Genomic DNA, 23,688 nt, shown 5'->3' with positions numbered 1-23,688 from the left:
CTTCGGGGGGCGGTCCTTCCACCATAGCGGAACACATGAAGAGGTCTTCACTTATACGACGAGTAGGATTGCCGCATGGGACACGGAGTCGACAGCAAGATCACCCCAGCGACGCACCTCGACGCGGACTCCGCCGCCACGATCGCCGCCACCCTGCAAGCGCTCGCCACACCGTCCCGGCTGATGATCCTCACCAAGTTGCGCCAAGGGCCGTGCGGTGTCGGCGCGCTCGCCGAGGCCGTCGGCATGGAACAGTCGGCGGTCTCCCACCAGTTGCGCCTGCTGCGCGCCCTCGGCCTGGTCACCGGCTCCCGGCAGGGCCGCCGCATCGTCTACAGCCTCTACGACAACCACGTGGCCCAGCTCCTGGACGAGGCCGTCTACCACATCGAGCATCTGCGCCTCGGCGCGCGGGACCTGCCGGAGCGGGACGCCCTGGACTGAGGGCGGCGCGCCGGGCGGCCCCGCCCTCAGCGGTGCACGCCGAGACCCGACCTCCCCGGCGCGAACTCCGGCTGCAGCACCAGATCCTCGTCGTACGCCCCGCCGTTCTCGTGGTGGAAGGGCAGCGGCGCGGTGGTGCCCAGCGTGCGCAACCGCTCGCGCAAGGCGTCCGCGCCCCGCGCGTGTCCGTCCCGCGTGAGCCGGTCCGCGCCGTACACGACGAACGGCGGGAGCGCGGCCATGCCGGTGTACCAGAACGTGCCGTGCAGCAACGGAAAGAGCACCTCGTCGAGCTGACCGTGGATGCCGCGCGGGCCGAAGCCGGACTCCCGCGCACCGACGGACGTGACGATCAGCGCCCTCTTGCCGGCCAGACCGCCCTCTCCGTACCGCAAGGTCCGGCCGTCGGGCCCCTGGAGGCCGAACCCGAACCCCTGCACCAGTACGCGGTCGAACCAGCCCTTGAGGATCGCGGGCGGCCCGAACCACCAGAGCGGAAACTGGAAGACGAGCGTGTCCGCCCAGCGGATCTTCTCCTGCTCGCCCCGGATGTCCGCGCTCAATGCGCCGTACTCGTACGCGCGTTCCTGCTCGGCCCCGATGAAGAGCCGGTCGCGGTCCGGTCCGCTTGATCCGCTCGGACCGCTCGATCCGCTCGGTCCGCCGAAGTCGTCGGCGTCCACGACGGCCTTCCAGCCCATGGCGTAGAGGTCGGAGACGCGGTTCTCGTGTCCGAGCGCGTCCAGCGTGCGAAGCCCCTCGGCCATCAGGGAACCGGCCAGGGAGCACTGCTCGGGGTGGGCGAATATCCAGAGAACCTTCATGTCTCGATCCTGCGCGGGCCGTCCCGGCGCCGACGAGTGGCCAGATGGCCATGGCCCGCAAGGATCTGGCCACGCGGTGAGCGACCCGATCCGCGTCCGCCGCCCCCGCATCGACGAGGAGACCGCCCGGGCCGTTGTGGCCTGGTGACGTACCGGGTGGTCCGCCGCCGGCAGGGGCCCGGCGGCGGGCTGCTCGCCGCGGGTCTGCTGACGGTCACGCCCGTGGTGGCGTCGATGTTCGGCCACGCGATGACGGACGGCTCGCTCACGATGTGCCACGTCCGGCCCGCGCCACCCGTCTACACTCGCGCTGCCGCTGGGAGCCAGGGCAACGCATGTCGACAACCGAGTCGGCGTACGCTGTTTGGTGCTCCGGCCCGAGGGGACGGTGGAACCTTATGAAGATCCTCATCAGCGCCGACATGGAGGGCGCGACCGGAGTGACCTGCCCGGCCGACGTGCTGCCGGGCACCGCGCCGTGGGAGCGGTGCCGGGCGATGTTCACCTCGGACGTGAACGCCGCCGCGCTCGGGTTCTTCGACGGCGGCGCCGACGAGGTGCTCATCAATGAAGCGCACTGGACCATGCGCAATCTGCTCCTAGAGCGGCTGGACGAGCGGGCCCAGATGCTCACCGGGCGGCACAAGTCGCTGTCCATGGTCGAGGGCGTGCAGCACGGCGACGTGGACGGCATCGCGTTCCTCGGCTATCACGCGGGCGCCGGCATGGAGGGCGTCCTCGCGCACACCTACCTCGCCAACCAGATCACCGGCGTCTGGGTCAACGGCGTACGCGCCAGCGAAGGGCTGCTCAACTCACACGTCGTCGCCGAGTACGGCGTCCCCGTGGTGCTCGTCACCGGCGACGACCTGGCCTGCGAGGACGCCCTCGGATACGCGCCCGGCGCCCTGAAGGTCGCCGTCAAGGACCACGTGTCGCGCTACGCCGCGGTCTGCCGCACCCCCACCCGCACCGCCGCCGGCATCCGGGCCGCCGCGAAGGACGCCGCCGCGCTCGCGGTGCGGCACGAACCGGTCGTGGCCGGACCGTTCACCGTGGAGGTCGAGTTCGACGCCGAGCACCTGTCGATGGCGTCGACCGTCGTGCCGGGGGTGCGCCGTACGGGGGAGCGCAAGGTCGCGTACGACAGCGAGACGATGTACGAGGGGATCCGTACCTTCAAGGCGGTTACGACGATCGCCTCCGCCGCCGTGGAGGAGCAGTATGGCTAGCCAGCAGCAGGGCCAGGGTCAGGAGCAGGACCACGAACCCGGGGATCAGGTGGACGACGGGCAGGTGGACGCGCGGGCGCTCGACGAGGTCGTCACCTTCACCTCCGAGCTCATCCGCATCGACACCACCAACCGCGGCGACGGCGACTGCCGCGAGCGGCCCGCCGCCGAGTACGCCGCCGAACGCCTCGCCGACGCCGGCCTCACCCCCACGCTCCTCGAACGCACCCCGGGCCGTACGAACGTCGTCGCCCGCATCAAGGGCACCGACCCCGGCGCCGACGCGCTGCTCGTCCACGGCCACCTCGACGTCGTGCCCGCCGAGGCCGCCGACTGGAGCGTGCACCCCTTCTCCGGAGAGATCCGCGACGGCGTCGTCTGGGGCCGCGGCGCGATCGACATGAAGAACATGGACGCCATGATCCTGGCCGTCGTACGGCGGTGGGCACGCGCCGGAGTGCGGCCCCGGCGGGACATCGTGATCGCCTTCACCGCCGACGAGGAGGCCAGCGCCGCCGACGGCTCCGGGTTCCTCGCCGACCGGCACGCGCCGCTCTTCGAGGGCTGCACGGAAGGCGTCAGCGAGTCGGGCGCCTTCACCTTCCACGACGGGCGCGGCAACCGGATCTACCCGATCGCGGCGGGCGAGCGCGGCACCGGCTGGCTCAAGCTGACCGCGCGCGGCACGGCGGGCCACGGCTCCAAGGTGAACCGCGCCAACGCCGTGAGCAGACTGGCCGCCGCCATCGCCCGCATCGGCGAGCACCGCTGGCCGGTCCGGCTCACCCCGACCGTGCGCGCCTCCCTCGTCGAACTGGCCACGCTCTACGGCCTGGAGAGCGACCCCGAGGCACCCGGCTTCGACGTCGACGCCTTCATGGAGAAGCTCGGCCCGACCGCCGCGCTCGTCGAGCCCACGGTCCGCAACAGCGCCAACCCCACGATGCTCCAGTCGGGTTACAAGGTCAATGTGATTCCCGGGGAGGCCGTGGCCTACGTCGACGGCCGCTTTCTGCCCGGCGGCGAGGAAGAGTTCCGCCACACGCTTGACCTGCTCACCGGCCCTGACGTCGACTGGGAGTTCCACCACCGCGAGGTGGCGCTCCAGGCGCCGGTCGACTCGCCGACGTACGCGAGGATGCGGGCGGCCGTCGAGGAGTTCGCACCCGAGGGGCACGTCGTGCCGTACTGCATGTCGGGCGGTACGGACGCCAAGCAGTTCTCGCGGCTCGGCATCACCGGCTACGGCTTCTCGCCGCTGAGAACACCGGAGGGCTTCGACTACCAGGCGCTCTTCCACGGAGTCGACGAGCGCGTGCCCGTCGACGCGCTGCACTTCGGCGTCCGTGTCCTCGACCGCTTTCTGCGCACGGCCTAGGAAAAATGGGGGAAGTAAAGGACATGATGCAGACCCGGGCGTACGGATCATGGCCGTCGCCGATCGGCGCCGAGCTCGCCGCCACCCACGACGGCGCGCCGGGATACGTGGGCTTCGTCGGCGGTGAGGCGTGGTGGACCGAACCGCGCCCCACCGAGGGCGGCCGCCGCGCCCTGGTGCGACGTCTCCCCGACGGCGCTGAGCGCTCGGTGCTGCCCCCGCCGTGGAACGTGCGCAGCCGCGTCGTCGAGTACGGTGGCCGCCCCTGGGCCGGGGCCGACCGCCCCGAGGGACCGCTGCTCGTCTTCGTCAACTTCGCGGACCAGCGCCTGTACGCGTACGAGCCCGACGCCCCGGACGCCGCGCCCCGCCCCCTGACGCCGACCGGTGACGTCGGCGGCGGCCTGCGCTGGGCCGAACCGCTGCTCCGCCCCGACCGGGGCGAAGTGTGGTGCGTCCTGGAGGAGTTCACCGGGCCGGAGCCCACCGACGTGCGCCGCGTCATCGCCGCGGTGCCGCTCGACGGCTCGGCGGCCGGGGACCGCGGCGCGGTGCGCGAACTGTCCGACGGAGCCCACCGGTTCGTCACCGGGCCGCGCCTGTCGCCGGACGGCGCCCGCGCCGCCTGGATCGGCTGGGACCACCCCCGCATGCCGTGGGACGGCACGGACCTGGTGCTCGCCGACGTGCGGGACGACGGCACCTTCGGCGCGGCCCGCGTCTTCGCCGGCGGCCCCGAGGAGTCCGTCGCGCAGGTCGAGTGGGCGCCGGACGGGCGCCTGCTGTTCTCCAGCGACCGCACCGGCTGGTGGAACCTGTACCGCGCGAGCGCCGACGACCCGGGCGGCGTACGTCCGCTCTGCCCGCGCGAGGAAGAGTTCGCCGGGCCCCTGTGGCAGACCGGACTCACCTGGTTCGCGCCGCTGGACAGCGGGCTGGTCGCCGTCGTGCACGGCAAGGGTGCCACCGCGCTCGGCATACTCGACCCCGAGACCGGCGAGGTCGTCGACGCGGCCGGCCCCTGGACGGAGTGGGCCTCCACCGTCGCCGCGCACGGCCCCCGCGTGCTCGGCGTCGCCGCCAGCCCGCGCAGCGCGTACGAGGTCGTGGAATTGGACACCGGCACCGGCCACGCACGCGTCGTCGGGGCCCGTCACGACGACCCGGTGGACCCCACGTACTACCCCGAACCCCAGATCCGCACCTTCGCCGGCCCCGCCGGACGCACCGTCCACGCCCACATCTACCCGCCGCACCACCCCGGCCACGTCGCATCCGACGAGGAGCTGCCGCCCTACGTGGTGTGGGCGCACGGCGGCCCCACCGGCCGCTCGCCCCTCGTCCTGGACCTGGCCATCGCCTACTTCACCTCGCGCGGCATCGGTGTCGCCGAGGTCAACTACGGCGGCTCCACGGGGTACGGGCGCGCCTACCGCGAGCGGCTGCGCGAGCAGTGGGGCATCGTGGACGTCGAGGACTGCGCGGCCGTCGCCCTGGCCCTGGCCGACGAGGGCACCGCCGACCGCGACCGCCTCGCGATCCGCGGCGGCAGCGCGGGCGGCTGGACCACGGCCGTATCGCTGGCCACCACCGATGTCTACGCCTGCGGGACCATCATCTACCCGGTGCTCGACCTCGCCGCGTTCGCCTCGGGGGAGACCCACGACCTGGAATCGCGTTACCTGGAATCCCTCGTCGGGCCGTACGACGAGGTGCCGGGGCGGTACGCGGAGCGGTCGCCGCTGGAACACGCCGAGCGCGTCACCGTGCCCTTCCTGCTCCTCCAAGGGCTCGACGACGTGGTCTGCCCGCCCGCCCAGACCGAACGGTTCCTCGCCGAGATGGAGGGGCGCGGCATCCCGCACGCCTACATCGCCTTCGAGGGGGAGGGACACGGCTTCCGCCGCGCCGACACGATGGTCCGCGCCCTGGAGGCCGAACTATCCCTCTACGCCCAGGTGTTCAGACTCGACCTCACGGGGCCCCCACCGACCCTGGAGCTCGCCAAGTGAGACCCCTCGTGCGGCCCCCGCGCCTGACGCCCGGCGCGCGCGTCGCCGTCGTCGCGCCGAGCGGCCCCGTCCCGGAGGAACGTCTGGAGGCGGGCCTCGACATCCTGCGCGGCTGGGACCTCGACCCGCTCGTCATGCCCCATGTCCTGGACCGGCACCGGGAGTTCGCCTACCTCGCCGGGACGGACGCCGACCGCGCCCGCGACCTGGAGCGGGCGTGGTGCGACCCGTCCGTGGCCGCCGTGTTCTGCGCCCGCGGCGGGTACGGCGCCCAGCGCGTGGTGGACCTCCTCGACTGGGCGGCCATGCGGGCGGCCGGGCCCAAGGTGTTCCTCGGCTACAGCGACATCACCGCGCTGCACGAGGCGTTCGCCACGCGGCTCGGCCTCGCCACGCTGCACGGCCCCATGACCGCCGTGGCCGACTTCCTCAAGAACGCCGACGCCCAGGACCACCTGCGGGCCACCCTGTTCACCCCGGAGGAGGTACGGGTGATCACCGCGCCCCCGCGTGCCGCGGCGCTGGTCGGCGGCCGGGCCCGGGGTGTCACGCTCGGCGGCTGCGTATCGCTGCTCGCCGCCGGACTCGGCACGCCGGGGGCGCGGTCCGGTGCGCGCGGTGGGCTGCTGTTCCTGGAGGACATCGGCGAGGAGGCGTACCGCCTGGACCGCAGCCTCACGCAACTCCTGCGCTCCGGCTGGCTGGACGGGGTCGCGGGGATCGCCCTCGGCTCCTGGGAGCTGTGCGGGCCGTACGACATGGTGCGCCGCCTCTTCGCCGACCGGCTCGGCGGACTCGGCGTGCCCGTGGTCGAGGAGTTCGGGTTCGGGCACTGCGACGGGGCGCTGACGGTGCCGTTCGGGGTGGCGGGTGAACTGGACGCGGACGTAAGGACGTTGACGCTGGACGTCCCGGCGCTGGCCTGACGCGCGCTCCCGGAAGAAACATCTGTCACGGTCGTTGACCTCGCTCTGACACGTGTCACAACATGAGCGGGGCCGGTACTTACCAGTCAGTAGTCGCCAGGCCCCTACCCGTCGGGTCAGTAGTCGTCAGGCTCTTAGCCGTCAGCTGTCGGATGTCCTCAGCGTGGAGGTCCCCTTGTCCCCTCGTCGCCGTGCCCTGACCCTCGCCGCAGCGGCGGCGCTCGCCGCGCCGCTCGCCGTCGCCGTGCCCGCCCCGGCCGGCGCGGCCCACGCGGCGGGGGAATTCACCGTCACCGCGCTCAAGTTCACCGTCCAGGCGGGCGGCAGGAGCTGCACCGTCGACGCCGACCTGTACCGGCCCGCCGGGGTGGACGCCGCGCACCCCGCCCCCGCGGTGCTCTCCACCAACGGCTTCGGCGGGAGCAAGTCCGACGGATCGACCGCCGCGGTCGGCAAGGCGTTCGCCGAGCGCGGCTACATCGGTCTCGTCTACTCCGGCCTGGGCTTCGGCAGGTCCGGGTGTCTGATCTCCCTCGACGACCCGGAGATCGATGGCAGGGCCGCCTCCGGGCTCGTCGACTTCCTCGCCGGTGAGCGCGCCGCCGACGACGGCACCAAGGTCGACTACGTCACCGCCGACAGCGCGGGCGACCCGCGGGTCGGCATGATCGGCGGCTCGTACGGCGGCGCCGTCCAGCTCGCCACCGCCGCTGTGGACCACCGGGTCGACGCCCTCGTCCCGATGATCACCTGGAACGACCTGGCGTACTCCCTCGACCCGAACAACGCCGTCGACCGCGGTGTCCCCGGCGCCGCCAAGTGGCAGTGGATGAACGGCTTCTACCTCATCGGAGAGGGGCAGCCGCTGCTCGTCCCGAACCTCGATCCGTCCCGCGTCAACCGCCTCGGCTGTCTGCACTTCGTCACCAAGGCCTGCGAGACGATCCGCACGCTCAACTCCGGCCGCTATCCGGCGGACCGCACCAAGGCCCTCCAGGAGTTCGCGCGGGGCGTCTCCCCGGTCTCGTACCTCCACAAAGTGAAGGCGCCCACGCTGCTCGTCCAGGGCCAGGCCGACAGCCTCTTCAACCTCAACGAGGCCGAGGCGACGTACCGGACACTCACGGCGCAGGGCACCCCGGCGAAGATGATCTGGCAGTCCTGGGGCCACAGCGGCGGCGTCCGGGACGCGGCGTCCGGCGAACTGAACCTGGACGAGGGTAACTTGGAGACGTCGTATGTGGGGCGGCGGATCCTCGCCTGGTTCGACCGCTACCTCCACAAGAAGAAGGGTGTCGACACCGGCCCCGCCTTCGCCTACCACCGCGACTGGATCGGCGACCCGGACAACACCTACGCCACCGCCTCCGAGGTCCCGCCGCGCAACCGCACGCTGTACCTGTCCGGCGACGGCAAGCTCGTCGACAACCGCGCGAAGGTGACGCGCGGCAGCCGCGAGTACCGCAACTGGCTTGTCCCGACGAGCCATTCGGAGTCCTCCGTCGCCGGACTGATCGGGCTGCCCGACCGCGCCCCGTACGACACCAAGGGCACCTACCTGGACTGGACGACCGAGCCCCTCGCCGAGGCGATGGACGTCGTCGGCGCCCCCAGGGCCACCCTGAAGGTGATCTCGCCGAAGGCCGAGCGCGTACAGCACTCCGGTGACGCGGCCGACAAGCTGGTCCTCTTCGCCAAGCTCTACGACGTGGCGCCCGACGGCAAGAAGACCCTCGTGCACCGGCTCGTGTCGCCCGTGCGGGTGCCGGACGTGACGAAGCCGTTCACGGTGTCACTGCCGGGCATCGTGCACCGCTACGAGAAGGGCCACCGGCTGCGGTTCGTGGTGGCGGCGAGCGACGGCGCGTACATCGGCAACAAGGGCGTCAAGCCGGTCACGGTGACCAGCGCGCCCAAGGACACCGGTGTCCTACGCCTGCCCGTGGTCCGCCACTGACGTCAGTCCGTGACGGCGCGGCGGTCCACGTACTCGAAGACGGCGCCGTCCGGGTGCATCGCGATGAGGTTGCGCCCGGCGGGGGTCGGGACCGGGCCCGCGATGACCCGGGCGCCGGAGGCGCTCAGCACGGCGTACGCCTCGTCGACGTCCCGCACCGCGATGGTCGCCGCGACCTTGCGGAGCACTTCCAGTTCCTGTTCCGGGCCGCTCATCAGCAGGAAGCAGCCGACCGCGGCCACGGATACGCCGCCGCGTTCGAAGCGCATCGCCTTGCCGCCCGCGAGGCGCTCGTAGAACGCGACCGAGGACTCCAGGTCCTCGACGCAGATGCGCAGCGTGGTTCCCAGGATCTCCATGATTGGAACGCCCTCACCTCTGTGACACCTCTGTGACCGGCCAACGGCTCCGCAACGATTTCATGATTGCCCGCCCCCTCGCCACCGCCTCCGGCGAGGAGGTCACCTCAACTCGCCGGTCCGCCAGGCGCGATGGAGGCGCGATGGAGGGCGGCACCGTCCGGTGCCGCCCTCCGCCGCTCGCACCCGCCGTTCAGGACTGGGGGCGGCTGCCGTGGTTCGCGCCGTTCTTGCGGCGGGCCCTCTTCTTGCGGCGTCGCTTCGAGGACATGGATACCTCCGTGTATCTGGTGGTGCTTCCCGGGTGTGGACCCGAGCGATCACGCGCCGCCTACCCAAGCGGTGAACCCGTCATGGTGTGGCCTGCGTCACATCGGTGCGTCCCTGCGCCGGCGTGCGCCCGTTACCGGCCGGTGCCTTCGGGTACCCGGTGGCCATGACTGGTCCCGAGAAACCTCTGACCGGCCTCGACAAGCAGCCGTTCGACAAGGCCCTGACCGACGAGCTGGTCCGTACGATCCGTGCCGAACTGCGCGAGGAGTTCCGCGAGCAGACCAAGAAGCAGCGGCGCAAGGCCACGCTGTACGCGGCGTCGGGCGCCACCGCGCTCTACGCGGGCGCCGCGGTCGCGCTGGCCGCCGGGCTGGCCCTGGCCCTCGCCCTGCCCGGCTGGGCGGCGGCCCTGATCGTGGCCGCGCTGCTCGGCGTCGCGGCCCTGCTGCTGCGCAACGCGGCCCGCCCCGGCGCGTCCCCCGCGGTCGACGCGCCGCCCACCCCCGGCGTTCCGCCGGGCGGCCCCGCCGCACCCGCGGTCCCGCCGATGCCGGCCACCGCGCCCACGGCCGCCCCGGCCTCCGGCGACCGCCTCAGCACCCCGAAGCCGGAGTCATCGTCCACCCCGTGACCGCCACCACCTCCGCCGCAATGGCCTCGACGGTCCGGCCGCCCGTGACGACGCGATGGGTGTCGGGGGCGGCGCGGGGTGGACGGCGTCCAGGAGGTCGCCCGCGATCAGCGCATGGCCGACGTCCGCCGCCCGCGGCTGAGCGGCGACCTCCAGGCAGACCGACGACTTGCCGGCTCCGGACCGGCCCCCGATGAGCAGTGCTTCCGCGTCTTTCATGCGTGGAGCCTGGCAGGCCGCGCGGCGTCCGCGCGAGGGGGATTCACACCACCCGGAACTCCTCCACGTCGTCCGTACGCAGCTCCAGGCCGAGCCCGACACCACCCTCGGGACGGATCACGCCGCCGGTCGGGTCCAGCGCCCCGTCGAAGAACATCGACTCGATCCGCACATGGTCGTGGAACCACTCGATGTGCCGCAGATTGGGCACGCACGCGGCGACCGCGGCGTGCGCGTGCGGCGCGCAGAGCGCCGAGACCTCCAGGCCGTGCGCCTGCGCGAGAGCCGCCGCGCGTAACCACTCGGTGAGGCCGCCGCAGCGCGTCGCGTCGACCTGGAGGCAGTCCACGGAGGGGATCATGCGGGCGAAGTAGGGCAGGTCGTAGCCGTACGCGCCCGCCGTCACGTCACACACCAGCGCGTCCCTGACCTGCGCGAGCCCCCGCAGGTCGTCCGAGGACACCGGCTCCTCGAACCAGCCCACGCCGTGCTCGGCGAGCACCCTGCCCACCCGTACCGCCTGCTTGCGCGTGTAGCCGCCGCTCGCGTCGACGTACAACTCGGCCTGGGGACCGATGACGTCACGCGCGGTGCGCACCCGCGACACATCACGGGCCGCCGCCCTGCCCCACGCCTCACCGACCTTGATCTTGACGCGCGGGATGTGCTGACCGTGCACCCAGCCGTTGAGCTGCGCCGCCAGATGCGTGTCGTGGTAGGTGGTGAAGCCACCGCTGCCGTAGACGGGCACCTCGTCGCGGGCCGCCCCGAGGAGACGTACGAGAGGGAGTTCGAGGAGGCGGGCCTTCAGGTCCCACAGGGCGATGTCGACGGCCGAGATCGCGCAGGCGGCGGCGCCGGGGCGGCCGGTGTTGCGCACCGCCTTCGTCATCGCCTCGTGCGCGGCGGGCACGTCGAGGGCGTCGCGCCCCACGATGGCCGGGGTCAGCTGCTCGTCGACCAGGGCGGCGACGGATGCGGGTGCGTAGGTCCAGCCGGTGCCCGTCGCGTCGCCCGCGGTGATCTCGGCGATGACGACCGTCGTCGTGTCCCAGGCGAAGGTGCCGTCCGCCTCGGGCGCGTCCGCGGGCACGGTGTACGCGGAGACGGCGGGCCGTTCGATGGAAACTACGTCCTTCATCTGGACTTCCTCGGTTCACGGTTCGCGGTTCATGGTTTCGCGGTTCATCGTGCACGGTGCGCAGGGCACAGCTGCCGAGGGCGCGTGAAGGCGCCTCCGGTGCGATGGGGAGGAGCTGGTCGGATAGGGCTTCGGGTAACCCCGAGGGGTGGTGACAAACGGCGTCCGGAGGGTGCCGGGCCTCGGATTTCGCCGCCCCCGCGCGCAGGTCCGTACGCCCGTCGCCCCGTGCCCCCGGCGCCCCCGCGTCCCGGAGTTTGGTGGCCGCCGGGCCGGGGCACGCGGGAGGTTCCGTGGGCGGCCACGCCGGGCGAGCACGCGAACGCCCCCGCAGACTGGCTCCTGGACGCCCCTACCTCCGCGCCCAGGAGGCCGCCGCACACCAAGGAGACCCCCCATGAACAGCAGCGACAGCAGCGACCTGAACCGCAGCGACCTGAAGAGCGGTGAAATGAACAGCAAGGAACTCGCCGCCCTCGGCCAACAGCTGCGCGTCGACTCGGTCCGCGCGGCGGCCGCCGCCGGCTCCGGGCACCCCACCTCCTCGATGTCCGCCGCCGACCTGATGGCGGTGCTCCTCGGCGGCCACCTCCGCTACGACTTCGACCGCCCCGACCATCCGGGCAACGACCGCTTCATCCTCTCCAAGGGCCACGCCTCCCCGCTGCTCTACGCGGCGTACAAGGCGGCCCGCGCCCTCACCGACGACGAGCTGCTGACCTTCCGCAAGGAGGGCAGCCGCCTCCAGGGGCACCCGACGCCCCGCGCCCTGCCCTGGGTCGAGGTCGCCACAGGTTCGCTCGGGCAGGGCCTCCCCGTCGCCGTCGGCATGGCCCTCTCCGGCAAGCGGCTCGAACAGATCCCCTACCGCGTCTGGGCGATGTGCGGCGACAGCGAGCTGGCCGAGGGCTCCATCTGGGAGGCGGCCGAACACGCCGGGTTCGAGCACCTCGACAACCTGACCGCGATCGTCGACGTCAACCGCCTCGGCCAGCGCGGCCCGACCCGCCACGAGTGGAACCTCAAGGCCTACGCGGACCGCTTCAAAGCATTCGACTGGCACGTCATCGAGATCGACGGGCACGACGTCGACGCCATCGACCGCGCCTACCAGGAGGCGGCCTCCACCGCCGGGCAGCCGACCGTGATCCTCGCCCGCACCCTCAAGGGCAAGGGCGTCGCCGCCGTCGAGGACCGCGAGGGCAAGCACGGCAAGCCGCTGCCGGACGCCGACGAGGCCATCGAGGAGCTGGGCGGCGTACGCGAGGTGAGCGTGGAGGTGCGCAAGCCCGCCGCGGCGCGGACCATGCACACGGTGCGCAGCGGCCACCTCGAACTGCCCCGCCACGAGGTGGGCGAGGACATCGCCACCCGCGACGCCTACGGCCAGGCGCTCACCGCGCTGGGCAGCGCGCGCGGCGACGTGGTGGCCGTCGACGGCGAGGTCGGCGACTCGACGCGCACGGAGTACTTCGCCAAGGAACACCCCGAGCGGTACTTCGAGTGTTACATCGCCGAGCAGCAGCTCGTCGCCACCGCGGTCGGTCTCGCGGCGCGCGGCTGGGTGCCGTACGCGACGACGTTCGCGGCGTTCCTCACGCGCGCCTACGACTTCGTGCGGATGGCGGCGATCAGCGGCTCGGGCATCAACCTCGTGGGCTCCCACGCGGGCGTCGCCATCGGTGAGGACGGCCCCTCCCAGATGGGCCTGGAGGACCTGGCGCTCTTCCGCGCGGTGCACGGCTCCACCGTCCTGTATCCCTGCGACGCCCATCAGACCGGGCGGCTCATCGCCCAGATGGCCGACCTCGACGGCGTGCGCTACCTGCGTACGTCGCGCGGGGCCACGCCCGTCATCTACGGCCCCGGCGAGGAGTTCCCCATCGGCGGCTCCAAGGTCCTGCGCTCCAGCGCCGCGGACCGGCTGACGCTCGTCGCCGCCGGGGTGACCCTGCATGAGGCGCTGTCCGCCGCGGAGCTGCTCGAAGGCGAGGGCATCCCGGTGCGCGTCATCGACCTGTACTCCGTCAAGCCCGTCGACCGGCGGACCCTGCGCGAGGCGGCCGAACAGACCAGCTGCCTGGTCACCGTCGAGGACCACCGGGAGGAGGGCGGCCTCGGCGACGCGGTCCTCGAGGCGTTCACCGACGGCGCCCCCGTGCCGCGCCTCGTGCGGCTCGCGGTCCGTACGATGCCGGGCTCGGCGTCGCCCGAGGAGCAGCTCCGCGCGGCGGGCATCGACGCCCAGTCGATCGCGGCGGCGGCGCGGCTCCTGGTGGAGGAAGCGGTGGTGCGCTGACGCGGCCGCCGGGCGGCGCCTCCGTCAGCGGTGGGCCCGGCGGGCCGCCGTCCTGAGCCACGTGTTCGGGGTGGGCCCGGCGGTCGCCGTCCTGAACCACGCGTTCGCCGAGGGACGGAACATCAGGGCCACCGCCGCGAGTACGGCCGCCACAGGCAGCACGCGGCTCGCGCCGAAGAGCACGTCCACCACCCCGAGGCCGCGGAAGGCGGCGCCGACCGGATGCCCCTCGGCCAGCCACCGCACAGGCCCGATCACCAGGGACAGCGTGCCGAAGACGCCGAGTACGCCCGCCAGGGCCAGCCGTGCGCCGTTCCCGCCCCGCCGCATCCGCACCGCGACCAGTACGACCGCCGAGTACACGGCCACGCGCACCGCGAGGCCGCCCGCGAGGCCGCCGACGGACGCGTCACCGTCGGTCGCCGCCGCCCCGATGAGCGCGAGCACTGTCTCGAAGACACCTGCGGCGACCACGGTGAGCCAGAGCGCGAAGGCCGCCCTGACGGTGGCGGGGGCCGGCGGCTCGTCGGTTCCGGGGAACATCCATGGCAGCGGCCGCGGCTTCTGGGAGCGCGGGCGGGGGCGGGGGCGGGGCCGGGGCGGGCGCGGCAGGCCCGCGGGGTGGCGCGACTCGGGGATGTGCGTCATGGCAAGCCTCACTGCGGGATCGCTGGCGATCGGTGACGCCGGCCGCGGTTGCCGAACCGGTACGTGACGGCTGTTCGATGCCGACGATCCTTCCGGGCCCCGAGCCGCGGGGCACGCCCGCCGTCCCCCGGCTTCCGGGTGGTGCCAGCCACCCTCCCGACCAGGGGCAACACCACCGTGCCCGGGGGGCTGGGGCGACTACCGGGGGCGCCTCGGGGTACCCGCCCGGCCCGTCCGACCTGAGGGACCGAGCGGAAGGGAACCCCCATGAACGACGCACGGACGGTGCGGGTCGGCCGCCGCACCGTGGAACTCCACCGGCCGGACAAGATCCTCTTCCCGGCCCGCGACGACCCCGGAGGAAAGGGCGACGACCCGGGAGGAGACGGCGACGACCCGGGTTGCACCAAAGCGGACCTCTTCGACCACTACCGGTCCGTCGCCCCCTTCATGCTGCCCCACCTGCGCGGCCGCCCCCTGATGCTGGAGCGCCACCCCGACGGCGTCGACGGCCCCCGCTTCATGCAGAAGGACACCCCGGACCACTACCCGGACTGGATCACCCGCGCGGAGGTCGCCAAGCAGGGCGGCACCGTCACCCACACCGTGTGCGACGACACCGCGACCCTGCTCTTCCTCGCCGACCAGGCCTGCCTGACCCTGCACCGCTGGCTCTCGCGCACCGGCCGGATCGACCGCCCCGACCGGCTGGTCTTCGACCTCGATCCCGCGAAGGACGACTTCGGTGCCGTGCGCGACGCGGCCCGCCTGCTCGGTGAACTCCTCGACCACATGGGCCTGCCCTCCGCCCTGATGACGACGGGCTCACGCGGACTGCACGTGGTGGTGCCGCTGAACGGCCACCACGACTTCGACGACGTACGCGACTTCGCCAAGGACGTCGCCGACACGCTCGCCGCCGCCCACCCCGAGCGGTTCACCACGGCCGCCCGCAAGGAGGCACGCGGCGACCGGCTCTACCTCGACGTGCAGCGCAACGCGTACGCGCAGACCGCCGTCGCCCCCTTCTCCGTACGCGCCGCGCCGGGCGCACCGGTGGCCGTACCGATCGCCTGGGAACAGCTCGACGACCCGGCCGTGCACGCCCGCCGCTGGACCATCGAGAACGCCGTGGAGCAGGCCCGTTCCGACCCGTGGGCCGGCGTCCTGCGCACCGGACGCGCCCTCGGGCCCGCCCGCCGCAAGTTGAGCGCGCTGCGCGGCTGAACTCGCCGCGTTCCCACCGTGGATACGCAGTAGCGGGGGTTTGGCCAAGGGCGGTCGGGACACACGTACCGGGAGGTGGACATGGCCAATACGTCACGTAAGACAACAGACAACGAGAACGAGCAGAAAGAGCCGAAAGAGCAGAAGGAGCAGAGCGAACTGCCGGGCCCCATGGCGGTTCTGAGGGCCGCCCAGACCCAGCTCGCCGAACTCACCGGCATGACGGCCGAATCGGTGTCGTCCTTCGAACGCACCGAAAACGGATGGCTGTTGGAGATCGAGGTACTCGAACTCGCCCGTGTCCCCGACACGATGAGCCTGCTCGCGAGTTACGAGGTGCAGCTCGACCCGCAGGGCGAACTGACCGGCTACCGGCGGGTCCGCCGGTACGAGCGCGGACGTTCGGACCCCCACAACAAGTAGGGAAAGCAAGCCAGAGAAACCCAGCCAAGCCCAGCCAAGCCCAGACAAGCAAGGAGGCACAGTCGGCATGACCGTAGTCCCGGCACAACAGTCCGGCGGCGGAGGCGGCTCCAGTGGCCTGTACGACGTCGTGGAGCTCATCCTCGACCGAGGACTCGTCATCGACGCCTTCGTACGCGTCTCACTCGTCGGCATCGAGATCCTGAAGGTCGACGTCCGTGTCGTCGTCGCGAGCGTCGACACGTATCTGCGCTTCGCCGAGGCGTGCAACCGCCTCGACCTGGAATCCGGGCCGAAGAAGAACCCCGGCCTGCCCGACCTGGTCGGCGAGATCACGGAGTCCGGCGCCAAGGGCAAGTCCAAGGGGGCGCTCTCCGGGGCGGCCGAGACCATTTCGGACGCCTTCAAGCAGTCGCGTGAGGAAGGCCAGAGCCAGAGCGTGGAACGCCCGAGGGCCCGGCGTTCCACGACCTCTCGCCGGAAGGAGGAGAAGGAGTGACGACTTACGTCTACGGCATCGCCGCCGGCTCCCACCCGGGTCTGCCGGACGGCATGGAGGGCATCGGGAAGCCGGCGTGCACGGTGCGCATCTTGAAGCAGGGTGACCTCGCCGCGATCGTCAGCGACGCCCCGGAGGACCTCAAGCCCAAGCGGCGCGACCTGCTCGCCCACCAGAACGTGCTGTCGGAGGCGGGCGCCGGCGGCTCCGTGCTCCCCATGCGCTTCGGCAGCCTCGCACCGGACGACGAGACCGTCGTCAACGTGCTCGGGGAGCGCGCCGACCACTACACGGAACGGCTGCGCACCCTCGACGGCAGGGTCGAGTACAACGTGAAGGCCTCGCACAACGAACAGGCCGTGCTGCACCAGGTCCTCGCGGAGAACCCGGAGCTGCGGGCCATGGTGGAAGCCAACCAGCGCCAGGGCGGGGGCAGTCACGAGCAGAAGCTGAAGCTCGGCGAGGCGGTCACCTCCGCGGTGCGTGCCCGGGAGACGAGCGACGCCGTCGAGGTGCGGCGCGCGCTGGAACCGGCGGCCGAAGCGGTCGCCGAGGGCCCCGAGGGCACCGGCTGGCTCGCCAACGTCTCGTTCCTGGTGAGCCGCAAGGCGGCCGACGGTTTCGTCGCCGCGGTGGAGGAACTCCGGTCCACACAGCCGCACTTGGAACTCAAGGTGCACGGACCGCTGCCGCCGTACAGCTTCGTCGACCCGGGGCCCGCCGAACCCGCGGAGTGACGGGAGTGACGGCATGGGACTGATCGGAGAACTGCTTCTGCTGCCTCTGGCCCCGGCCCGCGGCTCCCTCTGGGTGCTGAGGCAGGTGGTCGACGAGGCGGAGCGGCAGTACTACGACCCCTCGGCCATCCGTCGTGAGCTCGCCCGGCTTGAGGAGCGCCTTGAGTCGGGCGAGATCGACGAGGACGAGTTCGAGCGGGCCGAGGACGAGCTCCTCGACCGGCTGCAGCACAGCACAGGACAGGACTTCAGACAATGAACCGAATGGCAATGGGCCTTGCCGTGGGCGCGGGATATGTCCTCGGCCGCACGAAGAAAGCGAAGTTCGCGTTCGCCGTGGGCACGATGGTCGCCGGCAAGAAGCTGAACCTGAGCCCGAAGGCGCTGGGGTCGCTGGTGACGCAACAGCTGGAGAACAACCCGCAGTTCAAGGAGATCGGCGTCCAGCTGGGGCAGGACCTGCGAGGCGTGGGCAAGGCGGCCACCGGGTCCCTCCTCAACCGGCGGCTGGAAAGTCTCGCCGACCGGCTGCACGACCGCACGCTCGACGTCCAGGACCGCATCTCCGGCGTGGTGCCGGACGACGTCGACGACGCCAAGGGCGCGCGCGGTGACGACGAGGAAGACGAAGAAGCCGACGTCGCCGACGAAGCCGACTCCGAAGCGGACGAAGCCGACTCCGAAGCGGACGAGGACGAGGCCGAAGCGGACGAGAACGACGCGGACGAGGACGAGGCCGCGCCGAAGAAGCGGCCCGCACGGAAGCCGGCGGCCAAGACAGGAACGCGCACCGCCGCGAAGAAGACGGCCGCGAAGAAGGCCCCGGCGAAGAAGACCGCTCAGGAATCCGCCCGGAAGACTCCGCGGAAGACGGCCCGGAAGACGGCCGAGAAGCCCGCGCGGAAGGCCGCCCAGAAGAAGACCGCCTCCTCGGCCCGAACGGGCGGCAGGGCGAAGGGAGGCCGCGACGATGGCTGAGTCACCGCTGAGCGACATCACGCGCAGCCCCGCCGCCGACCGCCTGAAGGAGGAGGCGCAGGCCTACCTCATGGCCCAGGTCGAGCGCATGCTCGTCGGCGTGGGCCACCGGCTCGGCGACGCCACCGTCAAGCTGAACGACATCGCGGACGGCAAGAGCCCCGGCTTCGGCAAGCTGGCGGCGCAGGCGGGCAAGAAGCTCGCCGAGGGCAAGGGCCCGGTGCGCGGCGCGCTCGAACTGGGCGGCAGCCACCTCAAGGACAAGGTGACCGACGCCGTCAAGGGCATCGGCGGCGGCAAGCGCAAGAAGGGCGGCGCGGGCCAGAAGCCCACGGTGATCCTGGAGTACGTCGACGTGGGCGTCCCGGTCCGCGAGGCGTACGACCAGTGGACGCAGTACCAGGAGTTCTCCACCTTCGCCAAGGGCGTCAAGAGCGTCACCGTGGCGAACGACACGGACTCCGACTGGAAGGCCAAGGTCTTCTGGTCCAGCCGCAGTTGGAAGGCGCACACCACCGAGCAGGTGCCGGACGAGCGGATCACCTGGACGTCGGAGGGCGCCAAGGGCACGACCAAGGGCGTGGTGACCTTTCACGCGCTCGCGGAGAACCTCACCCGGGTCCTGCTGGTCATCGAGTACTACCCGAAGGGGCTCTTCGAGAAGACCGGCAACATCTGGCGCGCCCAGGGCCGCAGGGCACGCCTGGACCTCAAGCACTTCGCCCGGCACATCTCGCTGCGCGGCGAGGCGAGCGACGGCTGGCGCGGCGAGATCCGCGACGGCGAGGTCGTCCGCAGCCACGAGGACGCCGTGGCCGAGGAGGAGTCCGAGGAGGAGTCCGAGGACCGGGGCGAACACGACCCTGACGCCGAGTACGAGGCAGAGGACGAGGAGCCCGACGAGGAGTACGAGGACGAGCCGGACGGCGAGTACGCGGCCGAGGACGAGGCCGAGGACGAGGCCGAAGAGCCGGACGACGAGGCCGAGGAACACGAGACCGAAGCCGACCTCGGCCGCGAAGCCGAAGCCGAAGCCGAAGCCGAAGCCGACCCCGAAGCCGACCCCGAAGCCGATGTCGACCCCGACGCCGACGAGTACGACGACGCCGACGAGTACGACGAGGACACCGACGAGGAGAAGAATCGTGACTACGCCGATTCGGCCGGTGCCGGACGGGGGCGTCGATGACTTCGTCCGCAGGCGGACTGCCCGGCCCCTACGGCGGCGGTGGCAGCGGCGCCAACCTCGCCGACATCCTTGAACGCGTCCTGGACAAGGGCGTCGTCATCGCCGGCGACATCAAGATCAATCTGCTCGACATAGAACTGCTCACCATCAAACTGCGCCTCATCGTCGCCTCCGTCGACAAGGCCAAGGAGATGGGCATCGACTGGTGGGAGCAGGACCCGGCGCTCTCCTCCGGAGCGCGCCACAAGGAGCTCTCCCAGGAGAACGCCGAGCTGAGGCGGCGGCTGGAGGAACTGGAGTCCCAGGCAGCCCTGACCCCCGCCGAGAAGGAGTCACGTGAGCCTCGCGACTGAGGAACTGCGCTACGTCTACGCGGTCTGCCGCCCGCTGGACGCGCCGCTCGCCGCCGACCTGACCGGGGTCGGCGGCGAGCCGCCCCGCCGGCTCGCCCACGAGGGCCTCGTCGCCGTCGTGGGCCCGGTGCCGGAGCGGGACTTCGCGGAGGAGCCGCTGCGCAGGCATCTGGAGGACCTGGACTGGCTCTCCGACACGGCCCGCGCCCACGAGCGGGTGATCGCCGCGCTCACCAGCGTCACCTGCCCGCTGCCGCTGCGGCTCGCGACCGTCTTCCGGGACGACAGCGGCGTACGCGCCATGCTTCAGGAGGGCGCGGACCGCTTCCGGCGTGTGCTGGAGCGCATCGACGGGTGCGTGGAGTGGGGTGTCAAGGTCCATCTGGAGAGCGAGGAGCCGTCACGGGAGCGGTCCGCCGGGGTGACGGCGCAGGACAAGCCGCGTTCGGGACGTGACTATCTGCGGCAGCGGCGCAGCCGTCAGACGGCGCAGGAGGAGGGCCGGCAGCGGGCCGAGGCCTTCGCCCAGAGCCTGCACGAGAAGCTGTCGCGGCGGGCCGACGACTCCCGGCTGCACGCCCCGCAGAACTCGGCGCTCTCCAAGGCGCCGGGGCAGAACATCCTCAACGCCGCCTATCTGGTGCCCCGAGCGCACTCCGAGGAGTTCGTCGAGCTCGTGGACCGTACGAAGGACGAGGGGCGGGACTCGTCGAACCTGCGGGTGGAGCTGACGGGCCCCTGGGCGGCCTACTCCTTCACCGCCGACGACGCGGACGCGAACGCGAACACGAACACGATCGCCGAGGGAGCAGACGGAACGGAGTGCCCCCGATGACGGTCGTCGAGCGCCGCGAGATAGCCCTGGTCGACCTGCTCGACCGCCTCCTCGCGGGCGGCGTCGTCATCACGGGCGACATCACGCTGCGAATCGCGGACGTGGACCTCGTACGCATCGACCTGAACGCCCTGATCAGCTCGGTGAATGAGCAAGTGCCCTCACCGTGGCCGGAATTGGAGTAAAGCATGGAGCCCACTGAGCTTGATCCTGGGCCTGGGCCTGGGCCTGGGCCTGGTGCTGTGCCCGGGCCTGAGTCCGAGCCCGAGTCCGAGCCCGGTGACCTCGCGGACACGGGCCGCGGCGGCCGCACCCGCATGGACCTCGATCCGGACACGGTGGAACGGGACCTGGTGAAGCTGGTCCTGACCATCATCGAGCTCCTGCGGCAGCTCATGGAGCGCCAGGCCGTACGCCGCTTCGACACCGGCGATCTGACCGAGGATCAGGAGGAGCGCATCGGGCTGACCTTGATGCTCCTGGAGGACCGGATGGCCGAGCTGCGGGACCGCTACGGCCTGCGGGCCGAGGACCTCAACCTGGACCTCGGCCCGCTGGGCCCCCTGCTGCCGAGGGACTAGCCGCCGAGGGACTTGCCGTCGAGGGGCGGGCACGTCATGTGCGGCACAGGAGTTCGCCGTGCAGCACGACGAACCACCCGTCGCCCCGGTCGCCCCACGCCCGCCACGCCGCGGCGAGGTCCCGCAGTTGCCGTGCGTCCGCGTGACCGCCCGTCACCGCGCGCTCGGCGTACGAGGAGGCGACGGTGCGGTCCGCCCACAGTTCGCTCCACCAGGCGCGCTCCTCGTCGGAGGAGTAGCACCATGTGTCGGCGCTCGCGGTGATGTCCGTCAGACCGGCCTCCAGCGCCCAGGACTTGAGGCGGCGCCCGGCGTCGGGCTCACCGCCGTTGGCACGGGCCACCCGCAGGTAGAGGTCCAGCCAGTCGTCCATGGCGGGCAGGTTCGGGTACCAGGTCATCGCCGAGTAGTCCGCGTCGCGGACCGCGATGAGGCCGCCCGGCTTGCAGACCCGCCGCATCTCGCTCAGTGCCCGCACCGGGTCGCCCACATGCTGGAGCACCTGATGGGCGTGGACGACGCAGAAGGTGTCGTCGGGATAGTCGAGATCGTGCACGTCGGCGACGGCGAACTCCACGTTCTCCAGGCCGCGTTCGGCTGCCGTGGCGCGCGCCGTGCCGAGGATGTCCGGCGCGTGGTCGACGCCTGTGACGTGGCCGTCCGGGACCAGCTCCGCCAGGTCGGCGGTGATGGTGCCGGGGCCGCAGCCGATGTCCAGGACCTTCATGTGCGGCTTCAGCGAGCCGATGAGGTACGCGGCCGAATTGGCGGCGGTGCGCCACGTGTGGGAACGCAGTACGGACTCGTGGTGCCCGTGCGTGTAGACGGCGGTCTCCTTCGGCATGGCGGAACCCCTCCAGGTGCGCGGTGTGCTTGCTGCGGTACGCCGAACCGTACGCCGCCATGCCGAATAATGAGACCCGCGTATCAATATATGGTCAGCGTCGTGTTGGGCGTGGCGTTCGGCCTGGCGTTCGGTGTGGTGGTCAGCCGGTGGCGGGGAGCGGGCGATAGACCGTCAACGCCTCCGGCAGCTTGTCGAGCACCAACGCGCCCCGCACTTCGGTGACTTCACCGTCGTACGCCACCACCGTGCCGGGGCTGATGCCGTCCACCCGCAGGCCGCGCAGCCGCACCGACGCCTGGGCGGGGGAGCGGACCGCCGGACCGGCGAGCGCGGCGGCGAGCAGCCGTGCGCCCGGTCGGTGACCGCCGTGCACGATCCGCAGGTCCAGCAGCCCGTCCGCCATGTCGAGCCGGCGGCCCGGCCCCAGCCCATAGCGGTGGTACGTGCCGTTGCCCGCGACCAGCAGCCACAGCGGCCGCCTGCGGCCCCGGAATTCGGCGCTCATCGGCTCCCGCGCGGACCGCGGTACCCGGAGGGCGGCCAGGACGGCCGCGGGCCGGTCGCCCAGGCGATGGGCCCAGCGCTCACGCCCGCGCACGAGTTCCGGATGGACGCCGACGCTGAAGGTGTTGAGGAAGATCCCTTCGGTGCGGCCGTCGATGGCGGCGCCGGCATCGACGGCGTCCGCGTCGTCCGGCGAGGCGAAGCGCCCCACGTCGACCGCCACCGCGCCGCCCTCCTCCACGGCGCGGCACAGGTCACGCGGCTCCTCCACGCCGATGTCGTACGCGAAGTGGTTCAGGGTGCCGCTCGGCAGCACGGCGAGCGGCAGCCCCTGGCGCAGGGCGACCTCGGCCGCGGCGTTGACGCAGCCGTCGCCGCCGCACACCCCGAGGGCTCGCGCGCGGGCCGCCGCCTTCTCCAGCTCGGCGGCCATCGCGTCCCGCTCGCAGGTGATGACCTCCGCGCGGGGCAGGGCCTCGCGCAGCGCCTTCGTACGCTCGTCCGCGCGGCCCCCGGCCTCGGCGACCAGGACCAGGCCCTCGCCGCCCGGCAGCGCGGGCGCGTCGGCGCGCGGCCTGCCCGGCGAGGGCAGCTGGGCACGGGTCGGGGCGAGGCCGCGCACCGCGAAGGCGGCGCCCGCGCCGAGGGCCGCGCCCGCGAGGACGTCGCTCGGGAAGTGCACGCCGGTGTAGACACGGGAGAGCGCCACGGCGCCCGCGACGGGCGCGACCCCCGCGCCCCAGGCCCGCGACTCCAGCGCCACACCGGTGGCGAAGGCCGCGGCGGAGGCGGAGTGCCCCGAGGGGAACGACGTGGTGATGGGCTGCCGCTTCAGCTGCCGCATCAGCGGCACCGAGTCGAGCAGCGGCCGCGCGCGGCGCACCGAGCGCTTGCCGACCGTGTTGATGCCCACGGACGCCAGCGCGAGCGAGGCGACCCCGCGCACGGCGGCGCGGCGGGCCCGTGGCGAGCCGGTCGCCGCGATCGCCCCGGCCGCGGCGAACCACAGCACCCCGTGGTTGGCGCTGCGGCTGAGCCGGGGGAGGAAGCGGTCCGCGCCCGGCCAGTGCCGGGAGGCGACGGCTTCGAAGGCGCGGCAGTCGAGCGCGAGCAGCTTGGCCCGCAGACTGTCCTGACGTGGGGCGGAGACATCTGTGGTCATACCGTGCGGG

Annotated in this window: 26 protein-coding genes; 19 read left to right on the top strand and 7 right to left on the bottom strand. The window is 72.2% G+C overall.

Annotation, left to right across the window (positions count from 1 at the left end; genetic code table 11):
• Positions 1-75: 75 nt before the first annotated feature.
• On the top strand, positions 76-444 hold the full coding sequence (locus ACOBQB_RS04915; protein ID WP_423589057.1) for an ArsR/SmtB family transcription factor: 369 nt from the start codon (positions 76-78) through the stop codon (positions 442-444).
• Between the two features lie 26 nt (positions 445-470).
• Here ACOBQB_RS04915 and ACOBQB_RS04910 read toward each other — a convergent pair whose 3' ends face one another.
• On the bottom strand, positions 471-1,268 hold the full coding sequence (locus tag ACOBQB_RS04910; protein ID WP_423589055.1) for an NAD(P)H-dependent oxidoreductase: 798 nt from the start codon (positions 1,266-1,268) through the stop codon (positions 471-473).
• A 398-nt stretch (positions 1,269-1,666) separates the two neighbouring features.
• Between ACOBQB_RS04910 and ACOBQB_RS04905 the strand changes: the two genes are divergently transcribed.
• The 5 genes from ACOBQB_RS04905 (at position 1,667) to ACOBQB_RS04885 (ending at position 8,773) form a co-directional block, all read left to right on the top strand.
• The gene (locus ACOBQB_RS04905; protein ID WP_423589053.1) at positions 1,667-2,500 is read left to right on the top strand and encodes a M55 family metallopeptidase; all 834 of its coding nucleotides are present in this window, start codon (positions 1,667-1,669) and stop codon (positions 2,498-2,500) included.
• Positions 2,493-3,878, top strand: a complete 1,386-nt coding sequence (locus ACOBQB_RS04900) for a M20/M25/M40 family metallo-hydrolase (protein ID WP_423589051.1) — start codon at positions 2,493-2,495, stop codon at positions 3,876-3,878. The genes ACOBQB_RS04905 and ACOBQB_RS04900 overlap by 8 nt, the downstream gene beginning before the upstream one ends.
• Positions 3,879-3,904: 26 nt before the next feature.
• Complete coding sequence (locus ACOBQB_RS04895) at positions 3,905-5,890, top strand: prolyl oligopeptidase family serine peptidase (RefSeq protein WP_423590401.1); 1,986 nt, start codon at positions 3,905-3,907, stop codon at positions 5,888-5,890.
• Positions 5,887-6,816, top strand: coding sequence for a S66 peptidase family protein (locus ACOBQB_RS04890; protein WP_423589049.1), 930 nt, complete (start codon positions 5,887-5,889; stop codon positions 6,814-6,816). Before ACOBQB_RS04895 ends, ACOBQB_RS04890 begins: the two co-directional genes overlap by 4 nt.
• Positions 6,817-6,991: 175 nt before the next feature.
• Positions 6,992-8,773: a CocE/NonD family hydrolase gene (locus ACOBQB_RS04885; RefSeq protein WP_423589047.1), complete on the top strand. Its 1,782-nt coding sequence runs from the start codon at positions 6,992-6,994 to the stop codon at positions 8,771-8,773.
• 2 nt (positions 8,774-8,775) lie between these two features.
• Here the strand turns inward: ACOBQB_RS04885 and ACOBQB_RS04880 are convergent, their stop codons facing one another.
• Both ACOBQB_RS04880 and ACOBQB_RS04875 read right to left on the bottom strand, forming a co-directional pair.
• Positions 8,776-9,132, bottom strand: a complete 357-nt coding sequence (locus tag ACOBQB_RS04880) for a VOC family protein (protein ID WP_423589045.1) — start codon at positions 9,130-9,132, stop codon at positions 8,776-8,778.
• 193 nt (positions 9,133-9,325) lie between these two features.
• The gene (locus ACOBQB_RS04875; RefSeq protein ID WP_374104540.1) at positions 9,326-9,403 is read right to left on the bottom strand and encodes a 50S ribosomal protein bL37; all 78 of its coding nucleotides are present in this window, start codon (positions 9,401-9,403) and stop codon (positions 9,326-9,328) included.
• Positions 9,404-9,568: 165 nt separating this feature from the next.
• Here ACOBQB_RS04875 and ACOBQB_RS04870 point away from each other — a divergent pair, with 165 nt between their 5' ends.
• Entirely contained in the window at positions 9,569-10,036 is a 468-nt protein-coding gene (locus ACOBQB_RS04870) for a phage holin family protein (protein ID WP_423589043.1), read from the top strand.
• Positions 10,037-10,298: 262 nt separating this feature from the next.
• Here the strand turns inward: ACOBQB_RS04870 and ACOBQB_RS04865 are convergent, their stop codons facing one another.
• Positions 10,299-11,396: an enolase C-terminal domain-like protein gene (locus ACOBQB_RS04865; RefSeq protein ID WP_423589042.1), complete on the bottom strand. Its 1,098-nt coding sequence runs from the start codon at positions 11,394-11,396 to the stop codon at positions 10,299-10,301.
• Between the two features lie 397 nt (positions 11,397-11,793).
• On the opposite strand from ACOBQB_RS04865, the gene ACOBQB_RS04860 reads away from it, so the two are divergent.
• Complete coding sequence (locus tag ACOBQB_RS04860; protein ID WP_423589041.1) at positions 11,794-13,695, top strand: transketolase; 1,902 nt, start codon at positions 11,794-11,796, stop codon at positions 13,693-13,695.
• Positions 13,696-13,719: 24 nt separating this feature from the next.
• On the opposite strand, the gene ACOBQB_RS04855 is transcribed toward ACOBQB_RS04860, so the two are convergent.
• Positions 13,720-14,343 carry a hypothetical protein gene (locus ACOBQB_RS04855; protein WP_423589039.1) on the bottom strand — a complete coding sequence of 208 codons (624 nt, stop codon included), beginning with the start codon at positions 14,341-14,343 and terminating at the stop codon, positions 13,720-13,722.
• 267 nt (positions 14,344-14,610) lie between these two features.
• Here ACOBQB_RS04855 and ligD point away from each other — a divergent pair, with 267 nt between their 5' ends.
• The 11 genes from ligD (at position 14,611) to ACOBQB_RS04800 (ending at position 21,165) form a co-directional block, all read left to right on the top strand.
• A complete protein-coding gene (gene ligD, locus ACOBQB_RS04850; RefSeq protein ID WP_423589037.1) occupies positions 14,611-15,570 on the top strand; it encodes a non-homologous end-joining DNA ligase in 960 nt (319 codons plus the stop codon).
• 81 nt (positions 15,571-15,651) lie between these two features.
• Positions 15,652-15,993 carry a gas vesicle protein gene (locus ACOBQB_RS04845; protein WP_423589036.1) on the top strand — a complete coding sequence of 114 codons (342 nt, stop codon included), beginning with the start codon at positions 15,652-15,654 and terminating at the stop codon, positions 15,991-15,993.
• Positions 15,994-16,060: 67 nt separating this feature from the next.
• Positions 16,061-16,492 (top strand): gas vesicle structural protein GvpA, encoded by a 432-nt coding sequence (locus ACOBQB_RS04840; RefSeq protein WP_423589035.1) that lies wholly within the window; start codon positions 16,061-16,063, stop codon positions 16,490-16,492.
• Positions 16,489-17,229 carry a GvpL/GvpF family gas vesicle protein gene (locus ACOBQB_RS04835; protein ID WP_423589034.1) on the top strand — a complete coding sequence of 247 codons (741 nt, stop codon included), beginning with the start codon at positions 16,489-16,491 and terminating at the stop codon, positions 17,227-17,229. Before ACOBQB_RS04840 ends, ACOBQB_RS04835 begins: the two co-directional genes overlap by 4 nt.
• A gap of 13 nt (positions 17,230-17,242) precedes the next feature.
• Complete coding sequence (locus ACOBQB_RS04830; RefSeq protein ID WP_423589033.1) at positions 17,243-17,488, top strand: gas vesicle protein GvpG; 246 nt, start codon at positions 17,243-17,245, stop codon at positions 17,486-17,488.
• Positions 17,489-17,493: 5 nt separating this feature from the next.
• A complete protein-coding gene (locus ACOBQB_RS04825) occupies positions 17,494-18,207 on the top strand; it encodes a DNA primase (RefSeq protein WP_423589031.1) in 714 nt (237 codons plus the stop codon).
• A complete protein-coding gene (locus tag ACOBQB_RS04820; RefSeq protein ID WP_423589029.1) occupies positions 18,200-19,396 on the top strand; it encodes an SRPBCC family protein in 1,197 nt (398 codons plus the stop codon). The genes ACOBQB_RS04825 and ACOBQB_RS04820 overlap by 8 nt, the downstream gene beginning before the upstream one ends.
• Positions 19,393-19,749 (top strand): gas vesicle protein, encoded by a 357-nt coding sequence (locus ACOBQB_RS04815; RefSeq protein ID WP_423589028.1) that lies wholly within the window; start codon positions 19,393-19,395, stop codon positions 19,747-19,749. The genes ACOBQB_RS04820 and ACOBQB_RS04815 overlap by 4 nt, the downstream gene beginning before the upstream one ends.
• Positions 19,733-20,584: a GvpL/GvpF family gas vesicle protein gene (locus ACOBQB_RS04810; protein WP_423589026.1), complete on the top strand. Its 852-nt coding sequence runs from the start codon at positions 19,733-19,735 to the stop codon at positions 20,582-20,584. Before ACOBQB_RS04815 ends, ACOBQB_RS04810 begins: the two co-directional genes overlap by 17 nt.
• The gene (locus tag ACOBQB_RS04805; RefSeq protein ID WP_219688115.1) at positions 20,581-20,769 is read left to right on the top strand and encodes a gas vesicle protein; all 189 of its coding nucleotides are present in this window, start codon (positions 20,581-20,583) and stop codon (positions 20,767-20,769) included. Before ACOBQB_RS04810 ends, ACOBQB_RS04805 begins: the two co-directional genes overlap by 4 nt.
• Positions 20,770-20,901: 132 nt before the next feature.
• A complete protein-coding gene (locus ACOBQB_RS04800; protein WP_320591881.1) occupies positions 20,902-21,165 on the top strand; it encodes a gas vesicle protein K in 264 nt (87 codons plus the stop codon).
• A gap of 34 nt (positions 21,166-21,199) precedes the next feature.
• Here ACOBQB_RS04800 and ACOBQB_RS04795 read toward each other — a convergent pair whose 3' ends face one another.
• Positions 21,200-22,009, bottom strand: a complete 810-nt coding sequence (locus ACOBQB_RS04795) for a class I SAM-dependent methyltransferase (protein ID WP_423589023.1) — start codon at positions 22,007-22,009, stop codon at positions 21,200-21,202.
• A 142-nt stretch (positions 22,010-22,151) separates the two neighbouring features.
• Positions 22,152-23,678: a bifunctional phosphatase PAP2/diacylglycerol kinase family protein gene (locus tag ACOBQB_RS04790; RefSeq protein ID WP_423589021.1), complete on the bottom strand. Its 1,527-nt coding sequence runs from the start codon at positions 23,676-23,678 to the stop codon at positions 22,152-22,154.
• Positions 23,679-23,688 lie beyond the last annotated feature (10 nt).

Origin of the sequence: Streptomyces sp. G5(2025), assembly GCF_049542075.1 — a bacterium.
Classification (GTDB): Bacteria; Actinomycetota; Actinomycetes; order Streptomycetales; family Streptomycetaceae; genus Streptomyces.
Note: the sequence above shows the minus strand (reverse complement) of the source record. Positions and strands in the feature narration are given on the sequence as shown.

Bases quoted from the DNA above. Each gene is read 5' to 3' on its own strand.
- ACOBQB_RS04870 (WP_423589043.1), top strand. From the start codon at position 9,569: ATGACTGGTCCCGAGAAACCTCTGACCGGCCTCGACAAGCAGCCGTTC.
- ACOBQB_RS04840 (WP_423589035.1), top strand. From the start codon at position 16,061: ATGACCGTAGTCCCGGCACAACAGTCCGGCGGCGGAGGCGGCTCCAGT.
- ACOBQB_RS04830 (WP_423589033.1), top strand. From the start codon at position 17,243: ATGGGACTGATCGGAGAACTGCTTCTGCTGCCTCTGGCCCCGGCCCGC.
- ligD (WP_423589037.1), top strand. From the start codon at position 14,611: ATGAACGACGCACGGACGGTGCGGGTCGGCCGCCGCACCGTGGAACTC.
- ACOBQB_RS04820 (WP_423589029.1), top strand. From the start codon at position 18,200: ATGGCTGAGTCACCGCTGAGCGACATCACGCGCAGCCCCGCCGCCGAC.
- ACOBQB_RS04910 (WP_423589055.1), bottom strand. From the start codon at position 1,268: ATGAAGGTTCTCTGGATATTCGCCCACCCCGAGCAGTGCTCCCTGGCC.
- ACOBQB_RS04865 (WP_423589042.1), bottom strand. From the start codon at position 11,396: ATGAAGGACGTAGTTTCCATCGAACGGCCCGCCGTCTCCGCGTACACC.
- ACOBQB_RS04915 (WP_423589057.1), top strand. From the start codon at position 76: ATGGGACACGGAGTCGACAGCAAGATCACCCCAGCGACGCACCTCGAC.
- ACOBQB_RS04815 (WP_423589028.1), top strand. From the start codon at position 19,393: ATGACTTCGTCCGCAGGCGGACTGCCCGGCCCCTACGGCGGCGGTGGC.
- ACOBQB_RS04800 (WP_320591881.1), top strand. From the start codon at position 20,902: ATGGACCTCGATCCGGACACGGTGGAACGGGACCTGGTGAAGCTGGTC.
- ACOBQB_RS04790 (WP_423589021.1), bottom strand. From the start codon at position 23,678: ATGACCACAGATGTCTCCGCCCCACGTCAGGACAGTCTGCGGGCCAAG.
- ACOBQB_RS04875 (WP_374104540.1), bottom strand. From the start codon at position 9,403: ATGTCCTCGAAGCGACGCCGCAAGAAGAGGGCCCGCCGCAAGAACGGC.
- ACOBQB_RS04795 (WP_423589023.1), bottom strand. From the start codon at position 22,009: ATGCCGAAGGAGACCGCCGTCTACACGCACGGGCACCACGAGTCCGTA.
- ACOBQB_RS04905 (WP_423589053.1), top strand. From the start codon at position 1,667: ATGAAGATCCTCATCAGCGCCGACATGGAGGGCGCGACCGGAGTGACC.
- ACOBQB_RS04880 (WP_423589045.1), bottom strand. From the start codon at position 9,132: ATGGAGATCCTGGGAACCACGCTGCGCATCTGCGTCGAGGACCTGGAG.
- ACOBQB_RS04860 (WP_423589041.1), top strand. From the start codon at position 11,794: ATGAACAGCAGCGACAGCAGCGACCTGAACCGCAGCGACCTGAAGAGC.
- ACOBQB_RS04895 (WP_423590401.1), top strand. From the start codon at position 3,905: ATGCAGACCCGGGCGTACGGATCATGGCCGTCGCCGATCGGCGCCGAG.
- ACOBQB_RS04900 (WP_423589051.1), top strand. From the start codon at position 2,493: ATGGCTAGCCAGCAGCAGGGCCAGGGTCAGGAGCAGGACCACGAACCC.
- ACOBQB_RS04825 (WP_423589031.1), top strand. From the start codon at position 17,494: ATGGCAATGGGCCTTGCCGTGGGCGCGGGATATGTCCTCGGCCGCACG.
- ACOBQB_RS04845 (WP_423589036.1), top strand. From the start codon at position 15,652: ATGGCCAATACGTCACGTAAGACAACAGACAACGAGAACGAGCAGAAA.
- ACOBQB_RS04855 (WP_423589039.1), bottom strand. From the start codon at position 14,343: ATGACGCACATCCCCGAGTCGCGCCACCCCGCGGGCCTGCCGCGCCCG.
- ACOBQB_RS04805 (WP_219688115.1), top strand. From the start codon at position 20,581: ATGACGGTCGTCGAGCGCCGCGAGATAGCCCTGGTCGACCTGCTCGAC.